This is a genomic window from Sorangium sp. So ce327 (genome assembly GCF_051530205.1).
Classification (GTDB): Bacteria; Myxococcota_A; Polyangia; order Polyangiales; family Polyangiaceae; genus Sorangium; species Sorangium cellulosum_B.
Genome location: NZ_CP150330.1, coordinates 7,254,746 through 7,276,246 on the forward strand (window position 1 = coordinate 7,254,746; position 21,501 = coordinate 7,276,246).

The 21,501-nt window shown below is 73.9% G+C and carries 14 protein-coding genes; 5 read left to right on the top strand and 9 right to left on the bottom strand.

The genetic code is table 11. The annotated features are described in order from the left end of the window. Window positions 1-26: 26 nt before the first annotated feature. Together WME95_RS27165 and WME95_RS27170 are read right to left on the bottom strand one after the other, a co-directional pair. On the bottom strand, window positions 27-761 hold the full coding sequence (locus tag WME95_RS27165) for a 4'-phosphopantetheinyl transferase superfamily protein (RefSeq protein WP_437902289.1): 735 nt from the start codon (window positions 759-761) through the stop codon (window positions 27-29). After that, window positions 758-7,501 carry an SDR family NAD(P)-dependent oxidoreductase gene (locus WME95_RS27170; RefSeq protein ID WP_437902290.1) on the bottom strand — a complete coding sequence of 2,248 codons (6,744 nt, stop codon included), beginning with the start codon at window positions 7,499-7,501 and terminating at the stop codon, window positions 758-760. The genes WME95_RS27165 and WME95_RS27170 overlap by 4 nt, the downstream gene beginning before the upstream one ends. A gap of 413 nt (window positions 7,502-7,914) precedes the next feature. Here WME95_RS27170 and WME95_RS27175 point away from each other — a divergent pair, with 413 nt between their 5' ends. From WME95_RS27175 to WME95_RS27185, 3 genes are all read left to right on the top strand, one after another. Then, a complete protein-coding gene (locus WME95_RS27175; protein WP_437902291.1) occupies window positions 7,915-8,454 on the top strand; it encodes a MarR family winged helix-turn-helix transcriptional regulator in 540 nt (179 codons plus the stop codon). 72 nt (window positions 8,455-8,526) lie between these two features. Further along, the gene (locus WME95_RS27180) at window positions 8,527-9,144 is read left to right on the top strand and encodes an ECF-type sigma factor (protein ID WP_437902292.1); all 618 of its coding nucleotides are present in this window, start codon (window positions 8,527-8,529) and stop codon (window positions 9,142-9,144) included. Beyond that, window positions 9,128-10,720 carry a serine/threonine-protein kinase gene (locus WME95_RS27185; protein ID WP_437902293.1) on the top strand — a complete coding sequence of 531 codons (1,593 nt, stop codon included), beginning with the start codon at window positions 9,128-9,130 and terminating at the stop codon, window positions 10,718-10,720. Before WME95_RS27180 ends, WME95_RS27185 begins: the two co-directional genes overlap by 17 nt. A gap of 89 nt (window positions 10,721-10,809) precedes the next feature. Here the strand turns inward: WME95_RS27185 and WME95_RS27190 are convergent, their stop codons facing one another. The 7 genes from WME95_RS27190 to WME95_RS27220 all read right to left on the bottom strand — a co-directional run bounded on the left by WME95_RS27190 (window position 10,810) and on the right by WME95_RS27220 (window position 18,844). Continuing rightward, window positions 10,810-11,970 carry a homogentisate 1,2-dioxygenase gene (locus tag WME95_RS27190; RefSeq protein ID WP_437902294.1) on the bottom strand — a complete coding sequence of 387 codons (1,161 nt, stop codon included), beginning with the start codon at window positions 11,968-11,970 and terminating at the stop codon, window positions 10,810-10,812. Then, window positions 11,970-13,121 carry a 4-hydroxyphenylpyruvate dioxygenase family protein gene (locus WME95_RS27195; protein ID WP_437902295.1) on the bottom strand — a complete coding sequence of 384 codons (1,152 nt, stop codon included), beginning with the start codon at window positions 13,119-13,121 and terminating at the stop codon, window positions 11,970-11,972. The genes WME95_RS27190 and WME95_RS27195 overlap by 1 nt, the downstream gene beginning before the upstream one ends. After that, window positions 13,118-14,095, bottom strand: coding sequence for a fumarylacetoacetate hydrolase family protein (locus tag WME95_RS27200; RefSeq protein ID WP_437902296.1), 978 nt, complete (start codon window positions 14,093-14,095; stop codon window positions 13,118-13,120). Before WME95_RS27200 ends, WME95_RS27195 begins: the two co-directional genes overlap by 4 nt. Before the next feature lie 292 nt (window positions 14,096-14,387). Then, window positions 14,388-15,701 (bottom strand): hypothetical protein, encoded by a 1,314-nt coding sequence (locus tag WME95_RS27205; protein ID WP_437902297.1) that lies wholly within the window; start codon window positions 15,699-15,701, stop codon window positions 14,388-14,390. Between the two features lie 57 nt (window positions 15,702-15,758). Further along, the gene (locus tag WME95_RS27210) at window positions 15,759-16,205 is read right to left on the bottom strand and encodes a DUF3237 family protein (protein WP_437541203.1); all 447 of its coding nucleotides are present in this window, start codon (window positions 16,203-16,205) and stop codon (window positions 15,759-15,761) included. Then, window positions 16,202-17,428: a flavin-dependent oxidoreductase gene (locus WME95_RS27215; RefSeq protein WP_437902298.1), complete on the bottom strand. Its 1,227-nt coding sequence runs from the start codon at window positions 17,426-17,428 to the stop codon at window positions 16,202-16,204. The genes WME95_RS27210 and WME95_RS27215 overlap by 4 nt, the downstream gene beginning before the upstream one ends. A gap of 216 nt (window positions 17,429-17,644) precedes the next feature. Then, window positions 17,645-18,844: an MFS transporter gene (locus WME95_RS27220; RefSeq protein WP_437902299.1), complete on the bottom strand. Its 1,200-nt coding sequence runs from the start codon at window positions 18,842-18,844 to the stop codon at window positions 17,645-17,647. A 649-nt stretch (window positions 18,845-19,493) separates the two neighbouring features. Between WME95_RS27220 and WME95_RS27225 the strand changes: the two genes are divergently transcribed. Next, window positions 19,494-21,095, top strand: coding sequence for a PAS domain-containing protein (locus tag WME95_RS27225; protein WP_437902300.1), 1,602 nt, complete (start codon window positions 19,494-19,496; stop codon window positions 21,093-21,095). Window positions 21,096-21,148: 53 nt separating this feature from the next. Beyond that, entirely contained in the window at window positions 21,149-21,289 is a 141-nt protein-coding gene (locus tag WME95_RS27230) for a hypothetical protein (RefSeq protein ID WP_437541213.1), read from the top strand. Window positions 21,290-21,501: the final 212 nt, after the last annotated feature.

A 21,501-nucleotide genomic window follows, 5' to 3' on the forward strand; every position in this document is an offset into this window, starting at 1 on the left:
GAAACCTCGTGTTTGGTGAGTGCCATTCATCCGAGAGCGGCGACCGGCGCGACCGGGACGGCCGCGACGAGCGCGAACGCACCGGTCAGTACGGCCCGGCCGAAGAACTGCCCGCCCCGCGCGCCCAGCGCGAAGGAGCGGACCGAGGGCTGCGCGAGGCGCGCGCCCCCCGGCGGGAACGCGACGTCGATGTCCTGGAACGAGAACCGCGCCGGCAGCGCGAGCGCCCCCGTCTTGTAGAGCGCCTCCTTGGCGCTCCAGAGCAACGTCTCGAGGGCGGCGCGCGGGGCGCCCGCCGCGGCGCCCCGCGCGAGGCCCTCGCGCTCGCGCGGGGTGAAGTGCTCGTCGGCAAAGCTCGCCGCGCGCGCCTCGACCCGCTCGACATCGACGCCGACCGCGCGCGCCGTGGTGACCGCGGCGGCCGCGAGCTCGCCCGCGTGCGAGAGCGACAGCGCGAACGCGCCGTCCTCGAAGCGCGGGCGACGGCCGGACGGCCCCGTCACCGCGCAGGCGAGGTAGTCCGCGCGCGGGTGGGCCTCGAGCGAGGCAGCGTCCAGCGCGACCAGCGGCGCGCCGCGGCCGGCGGCGAGCTCGAGGCGCAGCCACTTCGCCGCGACGCGCGCGCACGCGGACTGCGCCCGCCGGGCCGCGACGCGCTGCGCGGCGCACGCGCGGCGCTCGCCGGCCGTCAGGTAGGGCTCGAGGCGCGCCGCGGCCTCGGCGTCCGCCCGCGCGACCGCGATGGCGAGCGGCGGCGTCACGGCGCCCCCAGCGTCAGCGTCGCCTGCGCCGCCGGGCGGGCGTCCGCGGCCACGTGCCCCACGACCCGCCCCTCGAGCCCCTCGACCTCCAGAAGCACGCCGCCCGAGGGGTCGAGCGCCTGCGCCCACGCGCCGAGGACGCGCTCGCCCGCCGCGGTCGGGACCGTGGCGACGAGCCGGACGGGGACGCCCGCGTCGCGGAGCGCGAGGTCGTTGGCCGCCGTCCCGAAGCGGATCCGGTCGACGCCGCCCGCGGCGCACACCGGGAACGCGCCCGCCTCGTCGCGGCGCAGGGTGCCCAGCGACAGGAGCGCGTCGAGCAGGAGGAACGGCGTGGCGGCCCCGCGCTGCCCTGCGAGGGCGCCGTCGGTCGTGAGGCGGAACCGGGCCTCCTTGAGCGCGGGCCCGAGCACGAAGGTGCCGAGGTGATCGAACCAGCCCGCGTGCCGGACCGGCGAACCTGGGCTCGCGTAGGGGTCGCGGACCAGGGGCCCGTCGACCCGCCCGGCGTGCCGCGGAGCGAGGCAGCCGCGGTCGACGTGGATCGGGCCGAGCTCGACAACGCAGGTCGCGAAGACCACGCCAGCGCGGAGGATCACGCCCGACCGGTGGACGAAATCGCCGCGCACCTCGACGGCGCACGCGACGCTGCCGCCTGGGAGCCGCTGGCGGCGGGTCGTCACCGCGCGCACGTCGCGCGGCGCGTCGTCGGCGAGGCGCAGGAACTCCAGGAAGCGCACGTCGCGCACCTCGCGGACGAGCGCCCCGCCGCCCGACGTCGCGAGCGCGTGCCGGACAGCCAGGTCGACGAGGAACGCCCCGGCCGCGACGGCGCTCGAGCGCGCCCGGTGGTCGGAGAGCCACGGATCGACGCGTGGATCGAGCGTCCACGCGCTCGCGGGCGGGCTCCCGGACGCACCGTCCGCAGCGGCGGCCGCGTCCTCCGCGACGATGCGCGGAGCGAAGCGCTCGATCTCGCCGTCGCTGAGCAGGACCTGGGCCGCGCCGGCGGGCGGCTCGGCGACGAGGTCGAGGAAGATCTGCCTCCCCTCCTCCGGCTCGACGCCCCGGAGCCCGCGCGCCGCGCCGAGCGCGCTGTACTCGGACCCGGCGGTCATGCCGACGCCGTTCCAGCCGAGCCACGCGATGCTCGACCACGGGCCCGCGCCGGCCTCGGCGGCAAAGTACGCCGCCGCGCGGTTCATCGCCTCGTTCGCCGCCCCGTAGTCCGGCTGACCGTCGTTGCCGAGCACGCTGAACGCCGAGGTGACGAGGTGGACGTGCGGGCGCGCGTCGGGCAGGTGGCGCGCGAGGGCGCGGCGGAGGTGGGAGAGGCCTGCGAGCTTCGTGTCGACGATCCGCTCGAACAGATCGAGCGGCTTCGACGTGAGCCGGCTCGACACCTGGATGCCGGCGCCGTGCACGACCAGATCGACCCGGCCGTACGCCGCCGCGACCGCCGCGACGGCGCGGTCGACGTCCTCGCCGCGCGTCACGTCGACGGCGTGGTAGTCGACGACGCGGCGACCGGCGCCCCCGGCGCGCAGCTGGGCGAGGACCCGGTGCACCTCGCGCGCCGCGCGGAGGCGCGCGTAGCGGTCGCGCAGGACGCCCATCCGCAGGCCCGGGCTCTCGCGCAGGGCCTCGGCGTAGAAGTCCCGCTCGTACGCGTCGAACGCCGCGTCGGTCATCGCGAGCGCGCGGGCCGGAGCGTCCTCCAGCCGCGAGCGGCCGAGGAGCACGGCGCGGCAGCCGAAGCGGTCGAGCAGGCCCTCGACGAGCTCCGCCGTGATGCCGCGCGCGCCGCCCGTCACGAGCACGACCGAATCGGCGCCGAGCTGCGGCACGGCGCGCGCGCGCGGCCTCGCGGATGCGCGGGCGAGCTGCACGGTGTGCCGCGCGCCGCCGAGATCGACCACCTCCTCGGGCACGGCGGGCCGGGCGTGGCGCCACTCCTCGGAGAGCGCGCCGAGCGCGGCCGCGGCGTCGCGCGCGTCGGTGTGGACGACGCGCACGTCGCCGCCCGGGAGCTCGCGCGCCAGGGATTTCACGAAGCCGCCGACCGCGCCGCTCACCGGCGCGAGCCGCCCGTGGAGGTCCACGGCGGAGGCGACGACGGCGGCGAAGGCCACCTCGCCGCGCGCGATGGCGCCGTAATAGCGGCGCGCCGCGCCGAACAGCGCGCGCAGCGCCGGCCTGTACGAGCCCGGCGCGCCGTCGACGAACGCGAGCGCGTCCGTGGCGCGGGTGAGCACGACGACCGCGTCGATGTCGTCCGGGGCCAGGGCCGCGAACGACGCGCCGAGCCGCGCCTCGTCGCGGGCGTCGAGCGAGGGCGCACCGGCGGCCGCCTCGGCCCCAGGCGCCGCGAGGTCGCGCGGGGTCCCGGCCTCGGCCGTGCCGGACGCCTCCTCGACGGCGAGCGCGAGGACGCGCGCGCGCTCCTCGTCGGAGCGGGCGGCGCGCCGCATCTCCGTGGCGAGCGCCGCGTCGGTGCAGACGTAGAGGACGCGGGACGGGACGCGCGCCGACGGCCCCCTCGCCGGCGCGGGGGCGATCTCGGGGACGAAGCCGTGGATCGGCGTGCCCGTCGCGAAGCCCGAGGCCGCTCGCGCCGGCGCGACCGACGCGGCCTCGGGGGGCGTGACCTGGACGGCGCGGGGATCGGACGGCCAGCGCACCAGCGCGGCGCCGTGCGCGCGCGCGCCGCGGATCGCCGCGTGGAGCTCGACGGCGCCCTCGGCCCCGCGCAGCCGCGCGCTCGATCCGCCGACCGCGAGCTCGCGGGCCGAGGGGCCGCGCCCCGCCGCGCCGGCGGCGCCCTCGGCCACGCCGGCGACGAGGTGCAGGCGAGCGAGCACCGGCCAGGCGTGGCGCGCGGCGGTGTCCTCGGTGCACAGCGCGACGAGCAGCGCCGCCTCGCCGACCGGCCGCGGGTCACAGGTACCGGACGCGCCCCGCGCGACGTCGTCGCTGAAGGCGTTGACGGCCCCCGCGAGCACGACGTCGCAGTCCTCGTCGAGCACGAGATCGGCGGCCGCGAGCGCGTCGAGCAGCGAGGTCGCCGAGGTGTCGACGACGAAGTTCGGCCCGCGCAGGCCGAAGACGTTGGCGACGCGCCCGGAGATGACGTTGGGCATGTTGCCCGGCTGCGTGTACGGCCCCGTCGCGGGCGATCCCGCGCGGAGGGCGTCGGCCGTCGCGGAGGCCAGCGCGGGGCTGACGCCGCGCGCCCGGAGCGCCCGCGCCACGCGGTCGGCGAAGATGCGCTCGTTGGCGCGCGCGCCGCGGCGCGTCTTGCCCTCGTGGCCGACGACGACGCCGATGCGCTCGCAGAGCTCGCGCGCGGGCAGCGCCGAGAGCGCCTCCTCCGCGGCCATCGCCGCGAGCAGCTGCGTCGGGTCCATCGCCTCGAGGGCGTCCGGGAGCACCGGCGCGCGGGCCGGCAGCCGTAGCGCGCCCTCGTCGAACGCGAGGACGTCCGACGGGGCGCCCGCGGTCGCGCCTCCTGTGGCAGGGAACACGGACCCGAGCCCGACGACGCACAGCGCGCGGCATCCTCCGCGCGCGCGCGGACGCGCGGGGTGGCGATCGGGGCGGTGCTCCTCGACGACGAGGTGGGCGTTGGTGCCGCCGAAGCCGAAGCTGTCGAGCGCGGCGCGCAGGGGGGCTCCGCCCTCGGCGATCCAGGGGGTGGCCACCGTCGGGATGGCGAACGGCGAGCGCGCCAGATCGATGCGCGCGCTCGGCGCCTGGAACCCGTGCTGCGGGAAGAGCGTGCGCTCGCGGATCGCGAGCACGACCTTGATGAGCGACGCGACGCCCGCGGTCCAGCCCGTGTGGCCGAGCAGCGACTTGACGCTGCCCAGGGCGATGCGCGGGGCGCCCGCGTCGCCGGCGTCGCTCGCGAACACCTCGGCGAGCGCCTGGAACTCGGTGGCGTCGCCGACCGGCGTCGCCGTGGCGTGCGCCTCGACGTACTGGACGCTCCGCGCCTCGACGCCGGCCCGCGCGTGGGCGCGCCGCATCGCCAGGGCCTGCCCGCGGCGCTGCGGCACCGTGACGGACGGGCTCGGGCCGTCGCTCGACAGGCCGCTGCCCAGGAGCACGGCGTCGACGCGATCGCCCCGCGTTCGGGCGTCGTCGAGCCGCTCGAGCACGACGACCGCGGCGCCCTCGCCGAACACGACGCCGTCGGCGGACGCGTCGAAGGGGCGGCTGCCGGTCGCGGAGAGCCCGCCGAACTGCGAGAACTGGCACGCGTTCGTCGGGCCGGGCTGGTAGGCGCCGCCGGCGATCACGATGTCGGCGAGGCCGCGGCGAAGCATCGCGGCGCCCAGGTGCACCGCGTGCATCGACGACGCGCAGGCCGCGTCGACGAGGACGGTGCGCGCGCCCTCCCCCACCACGTCGCGCACGACGCGCGCGAGCGGCTCGAGGTGGCCGCGGCACGCCGCGCGCCGCCCGGCGTCGAGCCCGAGCTCGGCCGCCAGCGCGTCCACCACGGCGGCGCGGGCCGCCTCGTCCGCGGCGGCGCCGTCGAGCGCGCGCTCGACGCCGAGCAGCAGCGTGGCCTCGTCGTGCTCGATCGAGCCGTCGGCCGTGGACCCGAGGAGGCACACGATCCGCAGGGGCGCGCCGCCGCGGAGCGCGGCCGCGTGCGATCGGGCCTCGGCGAGCGCGCACGCCAGCATGCGGGCCGTCTTGGGCAGCCGCTCGAGCGCGCGCGTGTCGTAACCGGTCTGCTCGGCGTACGGGCCGAGGGCGTCGACCGTGCCGACCAGCAGGCTGTAGGTCTTGTCGGCGGCGCGGCCGCGGTTCAGGAAGTCGGTCGCGAGCTCCGGGTGTCGCTCGCCGGTGTCGGCGATCCCGCACGTGCCCGCGAGCAGCTGCGCGAGGTAGGCGTCGACGCCACCGGCCCCCGGCAGCACCGCGCCCATGCCCACGATCGCGATCGGCGTCGCACCCGCAGCGGAGGCGGCGGCGGGGCTCGCGGAGCTCGCGGCTGCGGCGGGGCTCGCGGAGCTCGCGGCTGCGGCGGGGCTCGCGGCGGCTGCAGGGCTCGCGGCCTCGCGCGGGCGCCGGCCGTCCGGCTCCTCCTCCGGGAGCGCCGCGACCGCCGTGAGCGCGCGCCCCGCTGCGCGCAGCGCGTCGATCACGCGCCGGTGCTCGGCCACGACGTCCTCCCCGGCGCGGAACGCCGAGATCACGCGCAGATCGGGCCCGGGCGGCGCGCTCCGACGCGCGAGCGCGGTCAGGGCGCCGCCGCCGCCGCACTCGACGAAGGTGCGGACCCCCGCCGCGTGGAGGTCGCGCACGGCCGCCTCGAAGTCGAGCGGCGTCACGAGGTGCATCGGGAGCAGGCGCGCGGGCGCGAGCGGGCCGTCGCCGTAGTGGACGCGATCGATCGGCGAGTACGTGGCCAGCGCGGGCCGCGCCGCGCCGGCGCGCGCGAGGGCGCTCGCGAACGGACCGACCGCCGGCGCGAGCAGCGGCGAGTGGAAGGCGTAGCGGCTCGCGAGCACCGTCGCGCGAACGCCGGCGCCTGTGAGCCGCCGCTCGAGCGCCGCGATGCCGTCCGCCGTGCCCGACGCGACCGCCTGATCGGCCGCGTTGACCACCGCGACGAACACGTCGTCCCGGCCGAGCGCATGCACCTCGTCGCGCAGGCGCTCCGCGCCGGTGTGGGCGGCGAGCATGCGGCCGGGCGGCGCGCCGCGGAGGGCGAGCACCCGGCGGCACACGACCTCGGCGGCCGTCGCGAGGGGAAACGCGCCGCCCGCGGCCAGCGCGGCGATCTCCCCGAGACTGTGCCCCGCCACGACGTCCGGCTCGAGCCCGGCGGACCGGAGCAGCGCGACGGCGACGTGGTCCTGGACGAGGATCCCGAGCTGATCGAGATCGACGCACGCCTCCAGGGCGGCCCGCGCCTCCGCCTCGCCCGCGGTCACGAGCGCCGCGAGCGAGGCGCCGAGCAGCTCGCGCGCCGCGGGCTCGGCCGCGGCCACGGCCTCGCGCGCGGCGTCAAAGCGCGCGTGGAGCGCTCGCAGGAGCCGGAGGTCGAACGAGCCCTGGCCCGGCAGGAGCAGCGCGATCTTGCCGGCGACGCCGCCGCCCTCCCGCGCGGCCTCCCCGGAGCGCCCCTGCGCGGCCTCCCCGCCCGCCGCGGCGTCCGCGCCCCACCGCGCCCTGTGCGGGCGCGCCTCGTGGAGCGGCCCCCGCGCGACCTCGGCGGCGTGCCGGAGCAGGCGCTCGGGGAAGAGCTCGCGCAGCGCGGAGCCGCCGCGCAGGCAGAGCTCGACGAAGCGCTGGTGCGAAACGGGCTCATCGAGGGCCCCGACGTGCGCCGTCACCGACCTGGGCAGCGGCGCGAGCTCGTCGCTCGCCGAGGCGACGGCGACGATGCGCTGGTAGCCGCACGCCACGGGCTCGCCGTCGAAGCGGACCGTGCGGAAGTAGCCGTACGCGCTCGAGCGCGTCACGGCGCCGAGGCTCATGAAGATCGCGACGCGCTCGCCCACGCGCACCGGCGCGAGGTTCCGGCTGTACCCCTCGGTGGTGAGCAGCCGGATCGCGGCGCGATCCTCCTCGTGCGGGAGCGTGCCGTCCGCGGCCTCGGCGAAGTAGAGCGTCTCGCGCGCGATGCACTGGAAGCGGAAGTTCGTGAGGTAGTGATGGCTGCCATAGGCCATGCTGTCCTCGAACTTCACGCAGTACGGAACGACGAAGAACTCGCCCATAGATCCTCTCCACGCAGCCCGACCGCACGCGGCGCCGACGCACGCCTGGCACCGCGTGCCAGCCGCTGTTCGTGCGCTCCTCACCGTTGCGCCGCTCGGGCTGTTCGAATAAGTGTACCTACACGTAAATGCTCGGAGCGCGCCGCGGGCCCATGGCCCCCGGCCGCGCGCGTGATGCCGCGATGCTCGCCTCAGCGCCGCCGCGCCCCTTGGCGACGGATGACCGATCGATTCGAGGGATCGGCCAGCGCGCGCCGGGGCCGCCAGGACCGCCGAAGCCGAGCAGGCGTCGTGCGGACGAGGCGGATCCACGTCGTCGAGGACGAGATAGGTGTAGCTACACCTGAACGGATGTCAAGCCGCCATCCAGGCCGTGATTTGACGGACCCGGTCGAAACGGTGTAGATACACTGGTGACCGATTTTGCCCGCGCCGCCCAGATCATCGCGAGCCAGTGCGCCCTCGTGCGCGTCCGCCGCGCGTCGCGCGCGCTGACGCGGCTCTACGACGACAGCCTGCGCGCGGCTGGGCTCCAGTCGACGCAGCTCACGATGCTCGCCGCGGTCGCGACGTGCGGCGACGAGGGCGTGCAGCTCAGCGCGCTCGCGGACGGGCTCGTCATGGATCGCACGACGCTCACGAGGAACCTCGTGCCGCTCGAGAAGGCGGGCCTGCTCCGCGTGGCGCGGGCGCCCGGCGACGCGCGCGTCCGCATCATCTCCCTCACGCGCCAGGGAGAGCGCGCGATCGAGGCGGCGTTCCCGCTGTGGGAGCGGACGCAGAAGCACGTCCGCGAGCAGCTCGGCGAGAGCAGGGCCGACGCGCTCCGCGAGGAGCTCGGCCGCGTCGTGGCCCTGGCCACGCGGCCCGAGAAGGCGGCGGACCCCCAGCGGACGAAGCAGAGGGCGCCGACGCAGCAAAAGGCGCGGTCGGGCAAGCGCAAGGCGACGTGAGATCGCCGCGCGCGGTCGGGCTCGTCGGCGCGGCCACTTGGTGTACGCTCCGGCCTGATCGAGGCGCACCCCATGAACGCGAGCGACCGACGCGCCCCCGGACCGAGCGCCGGCGAGGCCATCACGGGCCTCCTGCACGCCGCCCAGGAGGGCCAGAGGGACGCCGCGGACGCCCTCCTCCGCGCCGTCTATGCCGAGCTCAAGACCATCGCCCTGGCCCGCGTCCGCCACCTCCGCGCCGGGCAGACCCTCGGCCCCACCGCGCTCGTCCACGAGGCGTACGAGAAGCTCTTCCGGGACGGCGAGGCCCGCTTCCAGAGCCGCGCCCATTTCTTCGGCGCCGCCTCCCAGGCGATGCGCGATCTCCTCGTCGATTACGCGCGCCACAAGGCCGCCCGGAAGCGGGGCGGCGATCAGGTGCGCGTCCCCGAGGAGGACATCCACGAGCTGCCCCTCGCGCTCGATCTCCCCGTCGAGGACCTCCTCGCCCTCGACGATGCCCTGCGCAAGATGAGCCAGGAGCACCCGCGCAAGGCCGAGATCGTGATGCTGCGCTACTTCGCGGGCCTGACCGAGGACGAGATCGCCGAGCTCTCGGGCGTGACGACGCGCACGGTCGAGCGCGACTGGCGCTTCGCGAAGGCGTGGCTCTACCGGGCGCTCCACGGCGGAGATGAGCCCGCCCCTTGATCCGCGCGAGGTAGAGGCGCTCTTCGAGGCGGCGCTCGAGGAGCGCGACGAGCACCGCCGGGCGTTCCTCGAGGCGCGGTGCGCGGGCCGCCCGGAGCTCCTCAGGGAGGTGTGGAGCCTGCTCCGGAGCGACGGTGAGCAGCCGGACGGGTTCTTGAAGGGCGCCGCCGTCGCCCTCCCCGGCCGCGACGAATCGCTGAGCCCCGGCACGCGCATCGGGCGGTTCACGGTGCTCGCCAAGGCCGGCCAGGGCGGGATGGGCGTCGTCTATGCGGCCTACGACGCGGAGCTCGACCGACGCGTCGCCCTCAAGCTCATCGCGCCGGGGAGGTTCGATCCGGAGGACCGAGCCCGCCTCGTGCGCGAGGCGCAGGTGATGGCCAGGCTCTCGCACCCCAACGTCGTCCCCATCTACGAGATCGGCGAGCACGAGCGGGGCGTGTTCGTGGCGATGGAGTTCGTCGACGGCCGGACGCTGCGCGACCTGCGCGGCGAGCAGCCCCGCGCGTGGGAGGCCGCGCTCGCCGCGGGGATCCAGGCGGGCCGCGGCCTCGCGGCGGCGCACCAGGAGGGGCTCGTCCACCGCGACGTCAAGCCGGACAACATCCTGATCGGCAAGGACGGCCGGGCGCGCATCGCCGATTTCGGGCTCGCCCGCCTCCACGTCGAGGAGGAGCGGCCCCTCTCCAGCGGGGGCCCCGGAGCCGAGATCCCCGGGGAGGACGCGCTCCGAGCGCCGCTCACGGCCGGGAGCGCGTTCATGGGGACGCCGGCGTACATGGCCCCCGAGCAGGCCGAGCGAAAGCCGGCGACGGCGAGAAGCGATCAGTGGAGCTTCTGCGCCACGCTCTACGAGGCGCTCTACGGGGAGCCGCCGTTCGAGGGCGACGACGTCCGGGCGCGGCTCGACGGGGCGCGGCGCCATCTCCTGAGGCCGGCGCCGGCCGGCTCGAAGGTGCCCGCGCGGGTCCGCGGCGCGCTCGCGCGCGGGCTCCGCGCTCGGCCCGAGGAGCGGTGGCCGAGGCTCGACGATCTGCTGAGCGTCCTCGCCGACGAGCTGGCGAGGAGCTCCGAGTTCGATCTCACGGTCTCCAGGCGCGAGCGCATCCGCTTCGGCCTCCTGATCGGCGCCCTCGGCGTCGTGATGGCGACGGTGGGTATCGGCCGCGTCGTCCCGGTGGTCCGCCCCGTGGACCTCTTCGCCATGGGCTGCGTCACGACGCTCGCGGGGCTCACGCTGCTCCGGGTCTTCCGCCGCCCTCTCTCGAAGAGCGCTGTGAACCGGCGGATCGGCCACGTGGTGAAGGTGCTGCTCGTCGCGATGCTCCTTCACCGGGCGCTCGCCGTGATCACGGACGAGCCCGTGGAGCGCGCGCTCGCGACGAACCTGCTCCTCTTCGCGGCCGTCCACGCGACCGCCGCGCCGAGCCTGCCGAGGGCGAGCTGGCTAGCCGCCGCGCTCTGCGCGGCGTGCGCGGCGGCCGCCGCGGTCTTCCCGGAGCACGCGGCCGCGATCTACGTCACGGGCGTGCTCGGCTCGCTGACGATCGCCATCGTGGTGTGGCATCTCGAGTAGCGCGCTGTCGCCTGTCCCTGGTCGATTCACGGCGTACGGCGAGCGCTGGAATTCAGCGAGACGATCGTAGGCCGAGCGCCTGACCCCGATCATGGGCCCGCGATGAAGCTGTCCTGGTAGCCCGGGTCCTCCACCGCGAGCGCGGCGGCGGTGGCCGAGAGCGGGCGGATCGTGTCGAGCATGACCGCGAGCTCGCTCGTCTCGCGGGCCCCGAGGCTCGCCTCGTACGCGCCGGGGTGCGGCCCGTGCGGGACGCCGGCCGGATGGTGCGAGATGCTGCCGGGGCCGACGCCGCGGCGCGAGGTGAAGTTGCCGCGGCAGTAGAACAGGAACTCGTCGCAATCGACCGACGCGTGGGGGTACGGGCAGGGGATCGCCTCCGGGTGGAAGTCGGTCGGGCGCGGCACGAAGCTGCAGACGAGGGCGCCGCGCGCGGCGAACGTCCCGTGCCAGTCCGGAGGCAGGTGGACGAGCCCGACGCGCGCCTGGAAGCGCTGGATCGGGAACGCGAACGGGTACACCGCTCCGTCCCAGCCGACGACGTCGAGCGGCGAGCGCTCGAGGGTGAAGCCGTGGAAGGCGCCGCCGCGCTTCACGACGAGCGCGCGGATGCCCTCGTCGAGGGGGCCGACGAACGTGGGCCGCCGGAAATCACGGTGCGAGTACGGCGCGTCCATCCGCAGCTGGCCGACCTCGTTGCGCCACTTGTGCGGGAGGTGGATGTCCGCGGCCTCGATCGAGAGCCACCGCTGGGGCGCGGCGTCCGGGAGGAAGCGGTAGAAGAGCCCCTTCGGGATGACGACGTAGTCGTCCTGCTCGAAGCGGAGATCGCCGAGCATCGTGCGCAGGACGCCGCCCCCGTGGAAGACGAAGAACAGCTCGTCGGCGTCCGCGTTCGCGAAGTACACAGGATCGGCCGCGTCCGGCTGGGCGAGCCCGATCACCACGTCGTCGTTGAAGAGCAGCGGCACGCGGCAGTCGACGGCGGGCCCGCCCCGCCGCGGCAGATCCTGCGACCGGTAGTGCCGCTTCGCCAGCGGGCGCGCCGGCGCGGCGACCGGCAGCGTGAAGCCGTGCGCGGCCTCCGCGACCCGATGCTCGTGCGGCCGGCGCTCGTGGTAGGCGATCGTGTAGGGGCCGTCGAAGCCCGCCCGCGTCAGGCACTCCTCGTAGCGGAGATCCCCCGCCTCGCTCCGGAGGGCGATGTGGTGCTTGGGCGGGACGATCCCGGCGACGACGCGATCGAGCATCAGCCGTGCCCCGCCTTCTGCTGCCGCTCGATGCTCTCGAACAGCGCCCGGAAATTGCCGGCGCCGAAGCCGCGGTCCCCCTTGCGCTGGATGAGCTCGAAGAAGAACGGCCCGGCGTCGGGATCGCGGTGCGTGCCCGACGACTCCTTAAGGAAGATCTGGAGGAGGTACGATCTCGCGCCGTCGCCGTCCACGAGCACCTCGAGCTCGCGCAGCGCCGCCACGTCCTCGTCGATCTGCCCGATACCGAGCCGCTGCAGGCGCTCGGGCAGCATGTCGTAATAGGCGGCCGGGGTCGGCATGAACTCCACGCCCCGGCCGCGCATCGCGCGCACGGCGGCGAGGATGTCCTCCACGGCGAGCGCCACGTGCTGCACCCCGTCGCCGCGGTGCTCCTCGTTGAAGACGTTGATCTGCGAGCTCTTGAAGTGCGGCCGGTAAGGCTCGTTGTTCGCGAACTTCACGCCCGAGGCCGGGTCCCACATCACGGCCGAGCGCAGGCCCGAGCCGTGGCCCGTGTCCTTCGCGACGTCGTTCGTGTGGAACGCGATCTGCCAGAACGGCTCGAGCCCGAGCACGTGCTCCATCCAGAGCAGGGCGGGCGCCATCGTCTGGAAGTTCGAGGTGATGTGATCGAACCGGGTGATCCCGAGGCGGTTCTCGCCGCCGCGCGGCGCGTCGTAGGCCACGCAGCCGGGGAACAGCGCCCGGTAGCCGCGCCGCTCCACGAAGCGGAAGGTGGTGTCTCCGAACGGCGTCGTGATCGAGAACGACGCGAACGCGCCGCCCTCGTCCGTCGCCCGGTGGATCTCGTCGATGGGCGTGCCCCCGCGGCCGTCGAGCAGGCGGAAGGCGCGGTCGATGTCCTCCACCTCGAAGATGACCGTGCCCACGCCGTCGGGGTGCTTGCGCAGGTAACGCCACGCCCGCCCGCCCTCGCCGATCGGCTGCGAGCAGACGACGACGCACTCGCCGGCCTGGAAGACGACCGAGCGCTGCGCCGCCGCCGCGGTGAGCTCCGGCGAGCTCGCGGCGATCTCCTGGAAATCGAGCTTCTCCGTGTAGAACCTGCGGCTCCGCTCCAGGTCGCGCACGTAGTAGTGCAGCGCCTCCACCCGCTTGATGCCGATCGACTCCACCTTGGCGCTCATCCGGATACCACCCGCTGCGCGATGCGCCCGAACAGGCTCTCTCCCGCGCGATTCAGCATCTCGATCATGATCGTGTCTCCTGGCTTCATGAAAGGCGTCGTGGCCGCGCCGTCCGAGAGGATCTCGAGCATGCGCTTCTCGGCCAGGCACGACACGCCGCGCGCCGGGTCCCGGTTCGAGACGGTGCCGCTGCCGAGGAGCGTCCCCGCCGTGAAGCCGCGGGTCCTGGCGATGTGCTCGATGAGCTCGAAGAACGAGAAATGCATCTCCGGGCCGGCCTCGGGATCACCGATGAGCGCGCCGTTGTAGGTCGAGCGGAGCCGCAGGTGGACGCGTCCGTCGCGGAGCGCGTCCCCGAGCTCGTCGGGCGTGATCGCGAACGGCGAGAACGCGGTGGCGGGCTTGGAGCAGAAGAACCCGAACCCCTTCGCGAGCTCGGCGGGCACGAGGTTGCGCAGCGTCACGTCGTTGGCCAGCAGGAAGAGGCGGATGTGCCGGTGGGCCTCTTCACGGCGCGTTCCCTGCGGGGTGTCGCCGAGGACGGCGCAGACCTCGGCCTCGAAATCGAGGCCCCAGGCCTCGTCGCGCAGGACGATGTCGTCGGTCGGGCCGAGGAGGACGCCGGAGCCGCCCTGGTACACGAGCGGATCGGTCGTCAGCGTCTCGGGGGGCTCGGCGCCGCGCGCCTTGCGCACGAGCATGATGTGGTGGATGTACGCCGAGCCGTCGACCCACTCGTACGCGCGGGGCAGCGGCGCAGCGAGATCTTCCACGGCGAGCGGGGTCACCGGCGCGTCGCCCCGCTCGATATCGTCCGCAATGCGGCGGAGCGCGGGCTCGGCGCGCTCCCAGTCGTCGAGCGCGGCCTGGAGCGTGGGGAGGGCGGCGCCGGCGGGGGCATAAGCGAGGCCGTCGCGACGGACGACGACGAGCGTGCCATCGCGGCCGGGGCCGCGGAGAGAGGCGAGCTTCATGCGTGTGCGAGCTCCCCATGGCGCGCCGGCAGTCGCTTCGTCTCCGCCAGACGAGCAGGAACCCCGTCGCGCCTGCCGGGGCTCGTCCTCGTTTGCGCGCTGTGCACCGGGTGACCGGTTGAACGGATCCGCATGAACACCGGATTGGATGGTTTCACGGCGCCCCACGATCTCGCGCGGCGCGCCATGGAGGTGATTGCAACGATCTCGTACCCGATCCCTCTGACTCGCGGCATAGGCATACGCGCCTATGCCGTGGATCGCGGGCCCGAACCCCCCATCGTCCCGGGGATCACTTCTGCAGCTGGACACCGAGGAAGAGGGCGTTCCCCTTCGCCCCCGACAGATCGCTCCTTTGATAGCCGAGCGCGACACGCGCGGCGTGCCCCTCGATGATGTAGCCCACCTGGGCATCGATGAGCAGATAGGAGTCGGCGTTCTTCGGCTTCGCCTGTTGCAGTCGGACCAGAGGCTGCAACTTCCCGACCCCGACGTTGCTCGGCGTGAGGTAGCTCGCGAGCGCAAAATAAGAGTAGTCGAACCTCTCGAAGTCTCCGAAGTACTTGTAGAACGCGCCCTCGAGCGTGAGGGTGCCCGCCGCGCCGAGGTTCTTCTCGAACAGCAGGTCGGCGTTGACCTCGCCGTAGGTATCCTTGCGCGGGATGCCTGCGGGCTCGCCCGCCGCAGGGGGCGGCAGCGATTCGACCGAACCTTCCTTCTGCACCTCACCCGCCACGCCGAGCGCGAGGATGCTCTTCTCCCCGAGGTACGTGGCCTTCTGGTAATAGGCTGGCTCCGGGTCGAGCACGCTCAGGTTGAGCCTTGCCGTGTAAAGCGGGCTCACCGAAGAGTCATGCAGGTTGAAGGCCCCCACGTAATACTTGAACAGGCCGCCCGCCGCCTTGCCCCAGGCGGTCACCCCATCGTTGCGCCCGAAAGGCCCCTGTCTCGGCCCGATCGGCGGCGCATAGGGCTCGAAGAACCCGGGATAGTTCCACGGCCCCATCGACCACGGCCCGGAGAAGGCGGAGCGATCCGACGGCACGATCATTCGACCGATCCAGACGTTCAGCAGATCATGAAACTGGAACTTGGCGATGACGTCACGGATGGTCACGCTGCCCGTGATGTTGCCCCCGGTCGGGGTCGGCCCGAACTGAGCGACGACCGCGCCCTGCAGGCCGATGAATCGGTTGATTTCGCCTGAAAACGACAGATCCAGCTCTCCGTCCCCGAGCAGCCGGTCCATCTTCTCGCGCTCGCCGGGGTTCTGTAAGCGACCTCCGACGCGGGCCCAGGCCGCGACGCTGACCGGCTTCTTCCATGGCTCCTTGTCCGCCGGCGGTGCCGTCGCAGCTGCACCGGGCCCGGCAGCGCCCTGCGGCGCCGGCGCGCCGGCGTTGGCTTCCGCAGGCGGCGCTGGCGCCGCGCTCGCGTCTGCAGCGGGGGCCGCGATCGCCGGAGCTTCGCCCGCGGGCGCCGGCGGCGCCTCGGGCGGCGGTTGTGCCCCTGCCGGGCGATGGAAGGAGGTGATGCCGAGGATGACGGCCAAGAACCCTGCGCCGACATCGCCCCGGCGTCTCGCCGCTCTCGTCTGTGTGCTCATGCGTTCTCCGTGTCAGGCCATCCGAGGCCTTGAAGCTCTCAGCCGCGCTCGCGCCCCCTAGCCGATCTCGTACACCGTGAGCCGCACCCGGTCGGCGAGCCGCTCGCCCACGGACAGGGCCAGCAGGGCGTTCAGCCGCAGGAGCCCTGGCGCCGAGGTGCGCATGCGGATGGCGGTGCGGAAGTAGTAGAGCCCGGGGTCCACGGCCTCGCCGCGCCCGAGCGCCGCCAGCACCTCCGGCGGCCCGGCGCGGACGCCTTCGGAGAGGATCTCCACGGTTCCATGGCCGGCGATATCGAGGATGTAGTGGGCGGAGATGTCCATCCGCCCGTCGGCCCAGATCGTCTGCCAGTCGCCGCCCGGCAGCACCCGCCCCTCGAGGCCGCCGGCCACCGTGCCGCCGACAATCGGGATGAAGCGCCGGCCGGGCGAGCTCGGATTGACGGTGACCGGCGGGGCCACCGCCACCTCGAGCGTCATCAGAGGGATGAGGGGAGGGCTCACGCGCGGGGCTCCGAGGCGCGCTTCAGCCCGGTCAGCACCTTGTAGCGGGCGGCGATGGCCTCCAGCTCGCCGGGGGCGAAGACGTCTTCGATACGGTCGAATCCGTCGGGCGCGCGGTCCTGGGCCATCTGCATGCACTGCTCCGGACCGTTGCCGCGGTTGGCCGCGACGATGGCGGCGGTGGCGGGCAGGCGCTGCGCCTCGTACGCGGCCAGCGCTTCCACGGGATCGGCGTGGGCGGCGAGCGCGCGGACCAGGGCGCGGGCGTCCAGGATGGCCTGGCTCGCCCCGTTGGAGCCGATGGGATACATCGGATGGGCGGCGTCCCCCAGCAGCGTCATGCGCCCATGGCTCCAGCGCGGCAGCGGATCGCGGTCGACCAGCGGAAACTCGTAGATCGCGTCGGCGTTCCGGATCAGGCCGGGCACATCCAGCCAGTCGAAGCGCCAGGCCTCGAACCTGGGCAGGAAGTCGGCGGGATCGCCCCGCCGGTTCCAGTCCTCCCGTCGCAGGCTCTCGGCGACGGTGAGCTCGGCGATCCAGTTGATCGTCTGGCGGCCGTCCGGCCCCGGTGGGGAGATGGGGTAAGCGACGAACTTCTGGTCCTGGTGCCCGGCCATGATCATGCTGGCGCCGGTGAGGAAGGGCGCCGCCAGGCTGGTCGCCCGCCACAGGATGCGACCGCCGTAGACCGGCGGCCCCTCGTCCGGATAGAGGCCGGCGCGCGCCGCCGAATGGATGCCGTCGGCGCAGATCAGGAGATCGGCTGGAACCGTCCTGACCACGCCCTCGCGGTCGACGAAGCGCGCCACGATGCGGCCCTCGCCCTCTTCGTGGGCCAGGAGGCGCCGGTCGCAGATCACCCGGTCTGTGCCCAGCCGCTCGACGGCGGCGTCGAACAGCACGCCTTGCAGGGCGCCGCGGTGCAGGGAGATCTGCGGCGCGGCGTGACCCGCGAAGCGGCCGCGCGGCTCGCCCCAGATGCGCTGGCCGAAGCGGTTGAAATAGACAAGCTCGCGGGTCGCCACCCCGTGGGCCATCAAGGCCTCGACGAGGCCCAGCTCGTCCAGCACCTCGGCGGCGTGGGGCAGGAGGTTGATGCCGACCCCGAGCGGCAGGATGGTGGGCACGGCCTCGAAGACCGTCACCTCATGACCCGAGGCGTGTAACGCCAGAGCTGCGGCCAGGCCGCCGATCCCGGCGCCCGCGACGATTACCTGCATGAGTCCTCCCGCAGACATGCGGCTCGACGCCGCACCTCGTTGAAGCCGCCGCCAAGCGGGCGAAGCGCGCGACGAACAGCGCCGCCAGCGCCTGCAGCAGCCAGTCCTCTCGAACGATCCAGCGGGCGGCGACCCCCGGGACGGCGCAGGCCGAAGGCCCCGCCGCCCGGATGGCGCCCGGCGCGCTGCCGGGCGCGGATCGCCTCCGCCCTTTGCTCAATCAGCGGCATGACGCCCACGAATGGTCATCACCGCCGCGGCCACGCCGGCCGACAGGACCACTGGCACCATGGCCATGGCCACGCCGGCGGGGCCCCAGCCCTGCCCCAGCAGGTGGCCCGCCACCAGCGGCCCGCCGATGGAACCCAGCCGGCCGGCGGCGATGGAGGCCCCTGTGGCCAGCCCGCGCGCCCGCGCCGGGTAATAGAGCGGGATGACGCCATAGAGCGAATATTGCGCGCCCAGCAGGAAGAAACCGGCCAGGCCTGCCAGCACCAGCACCGGAAGCAGGCTGCTCGCCCCCGCCAGCCCGAACAGCGACAGGGCCAGGGCGGGATAGGCCGCGATGATGGGGAGGCGCGGCCCGAGCCGGTCCACCAGCAATCCGATGACCCAGCAGCCGATGACGCTGCCGACATTGAACGCGAAGGCGGCGCCAGCGCCCCCCGTTCCGCCCAGGCCCTTGGCGGCGACCAGCGACGGCAGCCAGTTCAGCAGCAGATACAGCACCAGCAGCGTCAGGCCGAAGGTGAACCAGGCCAGCAGCGTGACCAGCAGCCGGCCATCGCCGAACAGCGCATCCCCTCCGCCCGGCCGCTGGGCGCCGCTGGCCGCTGCGGTGCGGCTGTCGGGCATCAGCCGCGCCATGACCGGCAGCAGCAGCAGCGGCAGCACGCCGCCGGCCACGAAGATGCTCTGCCAGCCGAACCGCGCCAGGAAGCCGGCCGCGAACAGCGCCGCCAGCGCGCCGCCGGCCGGCATGCCGCTGAACATCAACGTGGTGGTGCGGGTCCGCCGGTCGGCCGGCGCGATCTCCAGGGCGATGGCCACCAGGGTGGGCATCGCCGCCCCCAGCCCTGTCCCGGCCAGGAGCCGGTAGAGGCCCAGCGACACCGGCCCTCCCGCCACCACGGTGGCCAGCGTGAACAGGCCGAAGACGCCGACGGCCAGCATCAGCAGCGGCTTCCGGCCCATGCGGTCGGCCATCCAGCCGCCGGCCAGCGCGCCGCAGACGAGCCCGACCATGCCGGCCCCGAACACGACGCCCGCCTGCCCTGGCGTCAGGCCGAGGGCGGGGATCAGCAGGGGGGCGGCCACGCCGACCGCCTGGATGTCGAACCCTTCCAGCAGCGCGATCAAGAAGCACAGCGACAGCGTGACGGCGCCGCGCGGCGCGTTAGGGGGCGATGCGCCCATGGGGAAACCTCCCGTTTCGTTCCCGTTGCCCGGGATGGTTGCAGCCGGCGGCAGCCGAACCGATGCGGTGTTTGAACGTAGCTGGTGGAGCGTGACGGACCCGGTGATGCAACGACTTCGTACCCGAGCCCTCCGGCTCGAGGCATAGGCATACCCGCCTATGCCTCGAGGCGAGCCGTTCTCAGGCGACAGGATTTTTGCTGCCGCGATGGGGGTCGGGGCGGAGGCGGGCGCGGAGGCTGCCGGATCGTCGACACGCCCCCTCGTCGAGAGCGTGGAGCGGTGCTCTCTGGATCCGCTCTCGCGCTTGCGCCGACTCGCGGCCAACGTCCCGCTCTGGCCGACAGCCCTTCTGGTGACGACAACAGCACAAGTGACCTGACGAGCTCAGCGACGAGGAAAGGAATGGAGGGATGAATCACACAGTGTGAGGGTGCATGGGCGGGCAATGCCAGGAGGGCAACCCGGTGCGCCGCGGCGCGCGGTGGTCCAGGTGGCGCGGCGCCGGCAGCGGCCGTCGTCCGACGATTCGCGCGGTTCACGGGACCGCGCCCGGGCTGAGCTCGACCAGCGGCTCCGCTGCCTGTCGATGCGTCATGAGGTCACCGAGGCTGACACCCTGAGGGGCTCTTGCTCTACGCTCCTCCCGATGCCTAGCGACGCTCCTGCTGATCTCTGCTCGCTCGCCTTCACCTGCAGCGTCGACCCGCTGCTCATGCTCGATGGAAGCGGTCGGATCCTGGCGCTGAACCCCGCCGCCGAGCGCCTCTCCTCCACGCCCGGGGCGACGGCGCTGGGAAGGCCCGTCGATGAGGTCCTGCGGCCCGATGCGCCCCTCGGCGCGCTGCTCGAGCAGGTGCTCCGCGATCGCGCCCCGCGCGCCCTGCCGCCCGACTTCACCCTCCACCTCGCGAACGAGCGCGCCGTCCTCGCCGAAGGCAGCCTCAGCCCGCTCGTCGACCCTGCGGGCGCGTGCGCCGCCGTGCTCCTCGCGCTGCGCGACGTGACCGAGCAACGCCGGGCCGAGCGGGCGGCGTGCGAGGAAGGAGCGCGCCTGCGCGCGGCCATCGAGGCGCTCGACGTCGGCTTCGTCATCTACGATGCCGAGGAGCGGCTCCGCTTCTTCAACGCGGCGTACAAATCGCTCTACCCCGAATGTGCCGCCGCCATTCAGATGGGCAATACGTTCGAAGAGGTCGTCCGCGAGGGCTGCCGGAAGGGGATCCACCTCCACAGCGGCCTCGGCGAAGAGGAGTGGGTCGCCGCTCGCCTCGCGGAGCATCGCCGCCCCGGGGACGTCTTCGTGCGGCGGTTCGGGGACCGCTGGATCACGCTCAAGAGCGGGCGCCTCCCGGACGGCGGCTTCGTCGGCCTGCGGATCGACACCACCGCGCTCAAGGAGGCAGAGCTCGCCCTCGAGCGCGAGCGGCAGTTCATCCGCCTCGTGCTCGACACCATCCCGATCGTCGTGACCGTCAAGGATCGCGACGGCAAGATGAAGCTCGTCAGCAAGAGCTACGCCGAGCTGTACAACACCACGGTGGAGGGCGCGGTGGGAAAGACCGTTGACGATCTGCCGCGCTCCCACGCCGAGCTCTCCGTCGTCGGCGAGATGGACCGGGAGGTGCTCGCGCGCATGCAGCCGGTCTCGCGGGTTTACCCCGTCACGCGCCCGAACAGCAAGACGCGGTGGATGTCCGTCGTCAAGGTGCCTCTCGTCGAGCAGGACGGCACGGCGCACATCCTCGCCATTGGGACGGACATCACGGCGCAGCGGGAGCACGAGGAGCACATGACCGCCACCATCGCCGAGCTCGAGCGGCAGAAGCACGCCATCGCCGGTCAGCTCGCGGTCATCCAGCGCCAGCAGGCGCTCATCCGCGCGCTGTCCACGCCCATCCTCCAGGTCGCCGAGGGCGTGCTCGCCGTGCCCCTCATCGGCGCGCTCGACGACGCCCGCGCGGCCGACGTCACCGGAAAGCTCCTCGACGAGGTCGTGCGCACAGGCGCTCGCTTCGCCATCATCGACGTCACCGGCATCGAGAGCGTCGACGCCGCGACGGCCGACCACCTCGTCCGCATCGTCCGCGCGATCCGCCTGCTCGGCGCGAGCGGCGTCCTCACCGGCATCGGGCCCGCCGTCGCCCAATCCATGTGTGGCATCGGGGTCGACCTCTCGGGCGTCACCACACACGGCAACCTCCGCGCCGGCATCGAGGTCTGCCTCCGCGCGCTGTCCGGTCGGCGCTAAGCGATGCCGGCGTCTCCCGTCCTCCGCGAGGGCGACGAGGAAAGGAGCGCGCAATGGAGATGGAAGACGTGCTGATTCGACTCAAGACCCTTGACGGCCGGCTCGATTCGATGCACCCTTCCGCCGTCGTTATGGTCGTCCTTGCCGCCTCCCCTTTCTCGCTCACGGCCCATCCCGCGAGCGAGCCCCGCTGACGGGCGACGGAGCGCGCGACGCGTTCAAGAGGCCGCCCCGGGGATCCGGAGGCGGCCTCTCTCATTCTGGCGTCGTCAAACCGACCTGCGACTCGGCTGGAGGAGCTCGATGAAGAACACCCTCGTCCTCTGCGCGTGACGTTGTCACGCGGAGGCATCGTCACGCGCTAGCCCGGTACCCCGTATCCGGGCGTGCTCGGGGACGCCGCGCC

Bases quoted from the DNA above. Each gene is read 5' to 3' on its own strand.
- WME95_RS27190 (WP_437902294.1), bottom strand. From the start codon at position 11,970: ATGCTCGATCGCGTCGTCGCCGGGATCGTCCCGCCCAAGCACCACATC.
- WME95_RS27195 (WP_437902295.1), bottom strand. From the start codon at position 13,121: ATGAGCGCCAAGGTGGAGTCGATCGGCATCAAGCGGGTGGAGGCGCTG.
- WME95_RS27200 (WP_437902296.1), bottom strand. From the start codon at position 14,095: ATGAAGCTCGCCTCTCTCCGCGGCCCCGGCCGCGATGGCACGCTCGTC.
- WME95_RS27205 (WP_437902297.1), bottom strand. From the start codon at position 15,701: ATGAGCACACAGACGAGAGCGGCGAGACGCCGGGGCGATGTCGGCGCA.
- WME95_RS27230 (WP_437541213.1), top strand. From the start codon at position 21,149: ATGGAGATGGAAGACGTGCTGATTCGACTCAAGACCCTTGACGGCCGG.
- WME95_RS27180 (WP_437902292.1), top strand. From the start codon at position 8,527: ATGAACGCGAGCGACCGACGCGCCCCCGGACCGAGCGCCGGCGAGGCC.
- WME95_RS27185 (WP_437902293.1), top strand. From the start codon at position 9,128: ATGAGCCCGCCCCTTGATCCGCGCGAGGTAGAGGCGCTCTTCGAGGCG.
- WME95_RS27215 (WP_437902298.1), bottom strand. From the start codon at position 17,428: ATGCAGGTAATCGTCGCGGGCGCCGGGATCGGCGGCCTGGCCGCAGCT.
- WME95_RS27220 (WP_437902299.1), bottom strand. From the start codon at position 18,844: ATGGGCGCATCGCCCCCTAACGCGCCGCGCGGCGCCGTCACGCTGTCG.
- WME95_RS27170 (WP_437902290.1), bottom strand. From the start codon at position 7,501: ATGGGCGAGTTCTTCGTCGTTCCGTACTGCGTGAAGTTCGAGGACAGC.
- WME95_RS27225 (WP_437902300.1), top strand. From the start codon at position 19,494: ATGCCTAGCGACGCTCCTGCTGATCTCTGCTCGCTCGCCTTCACCTGC.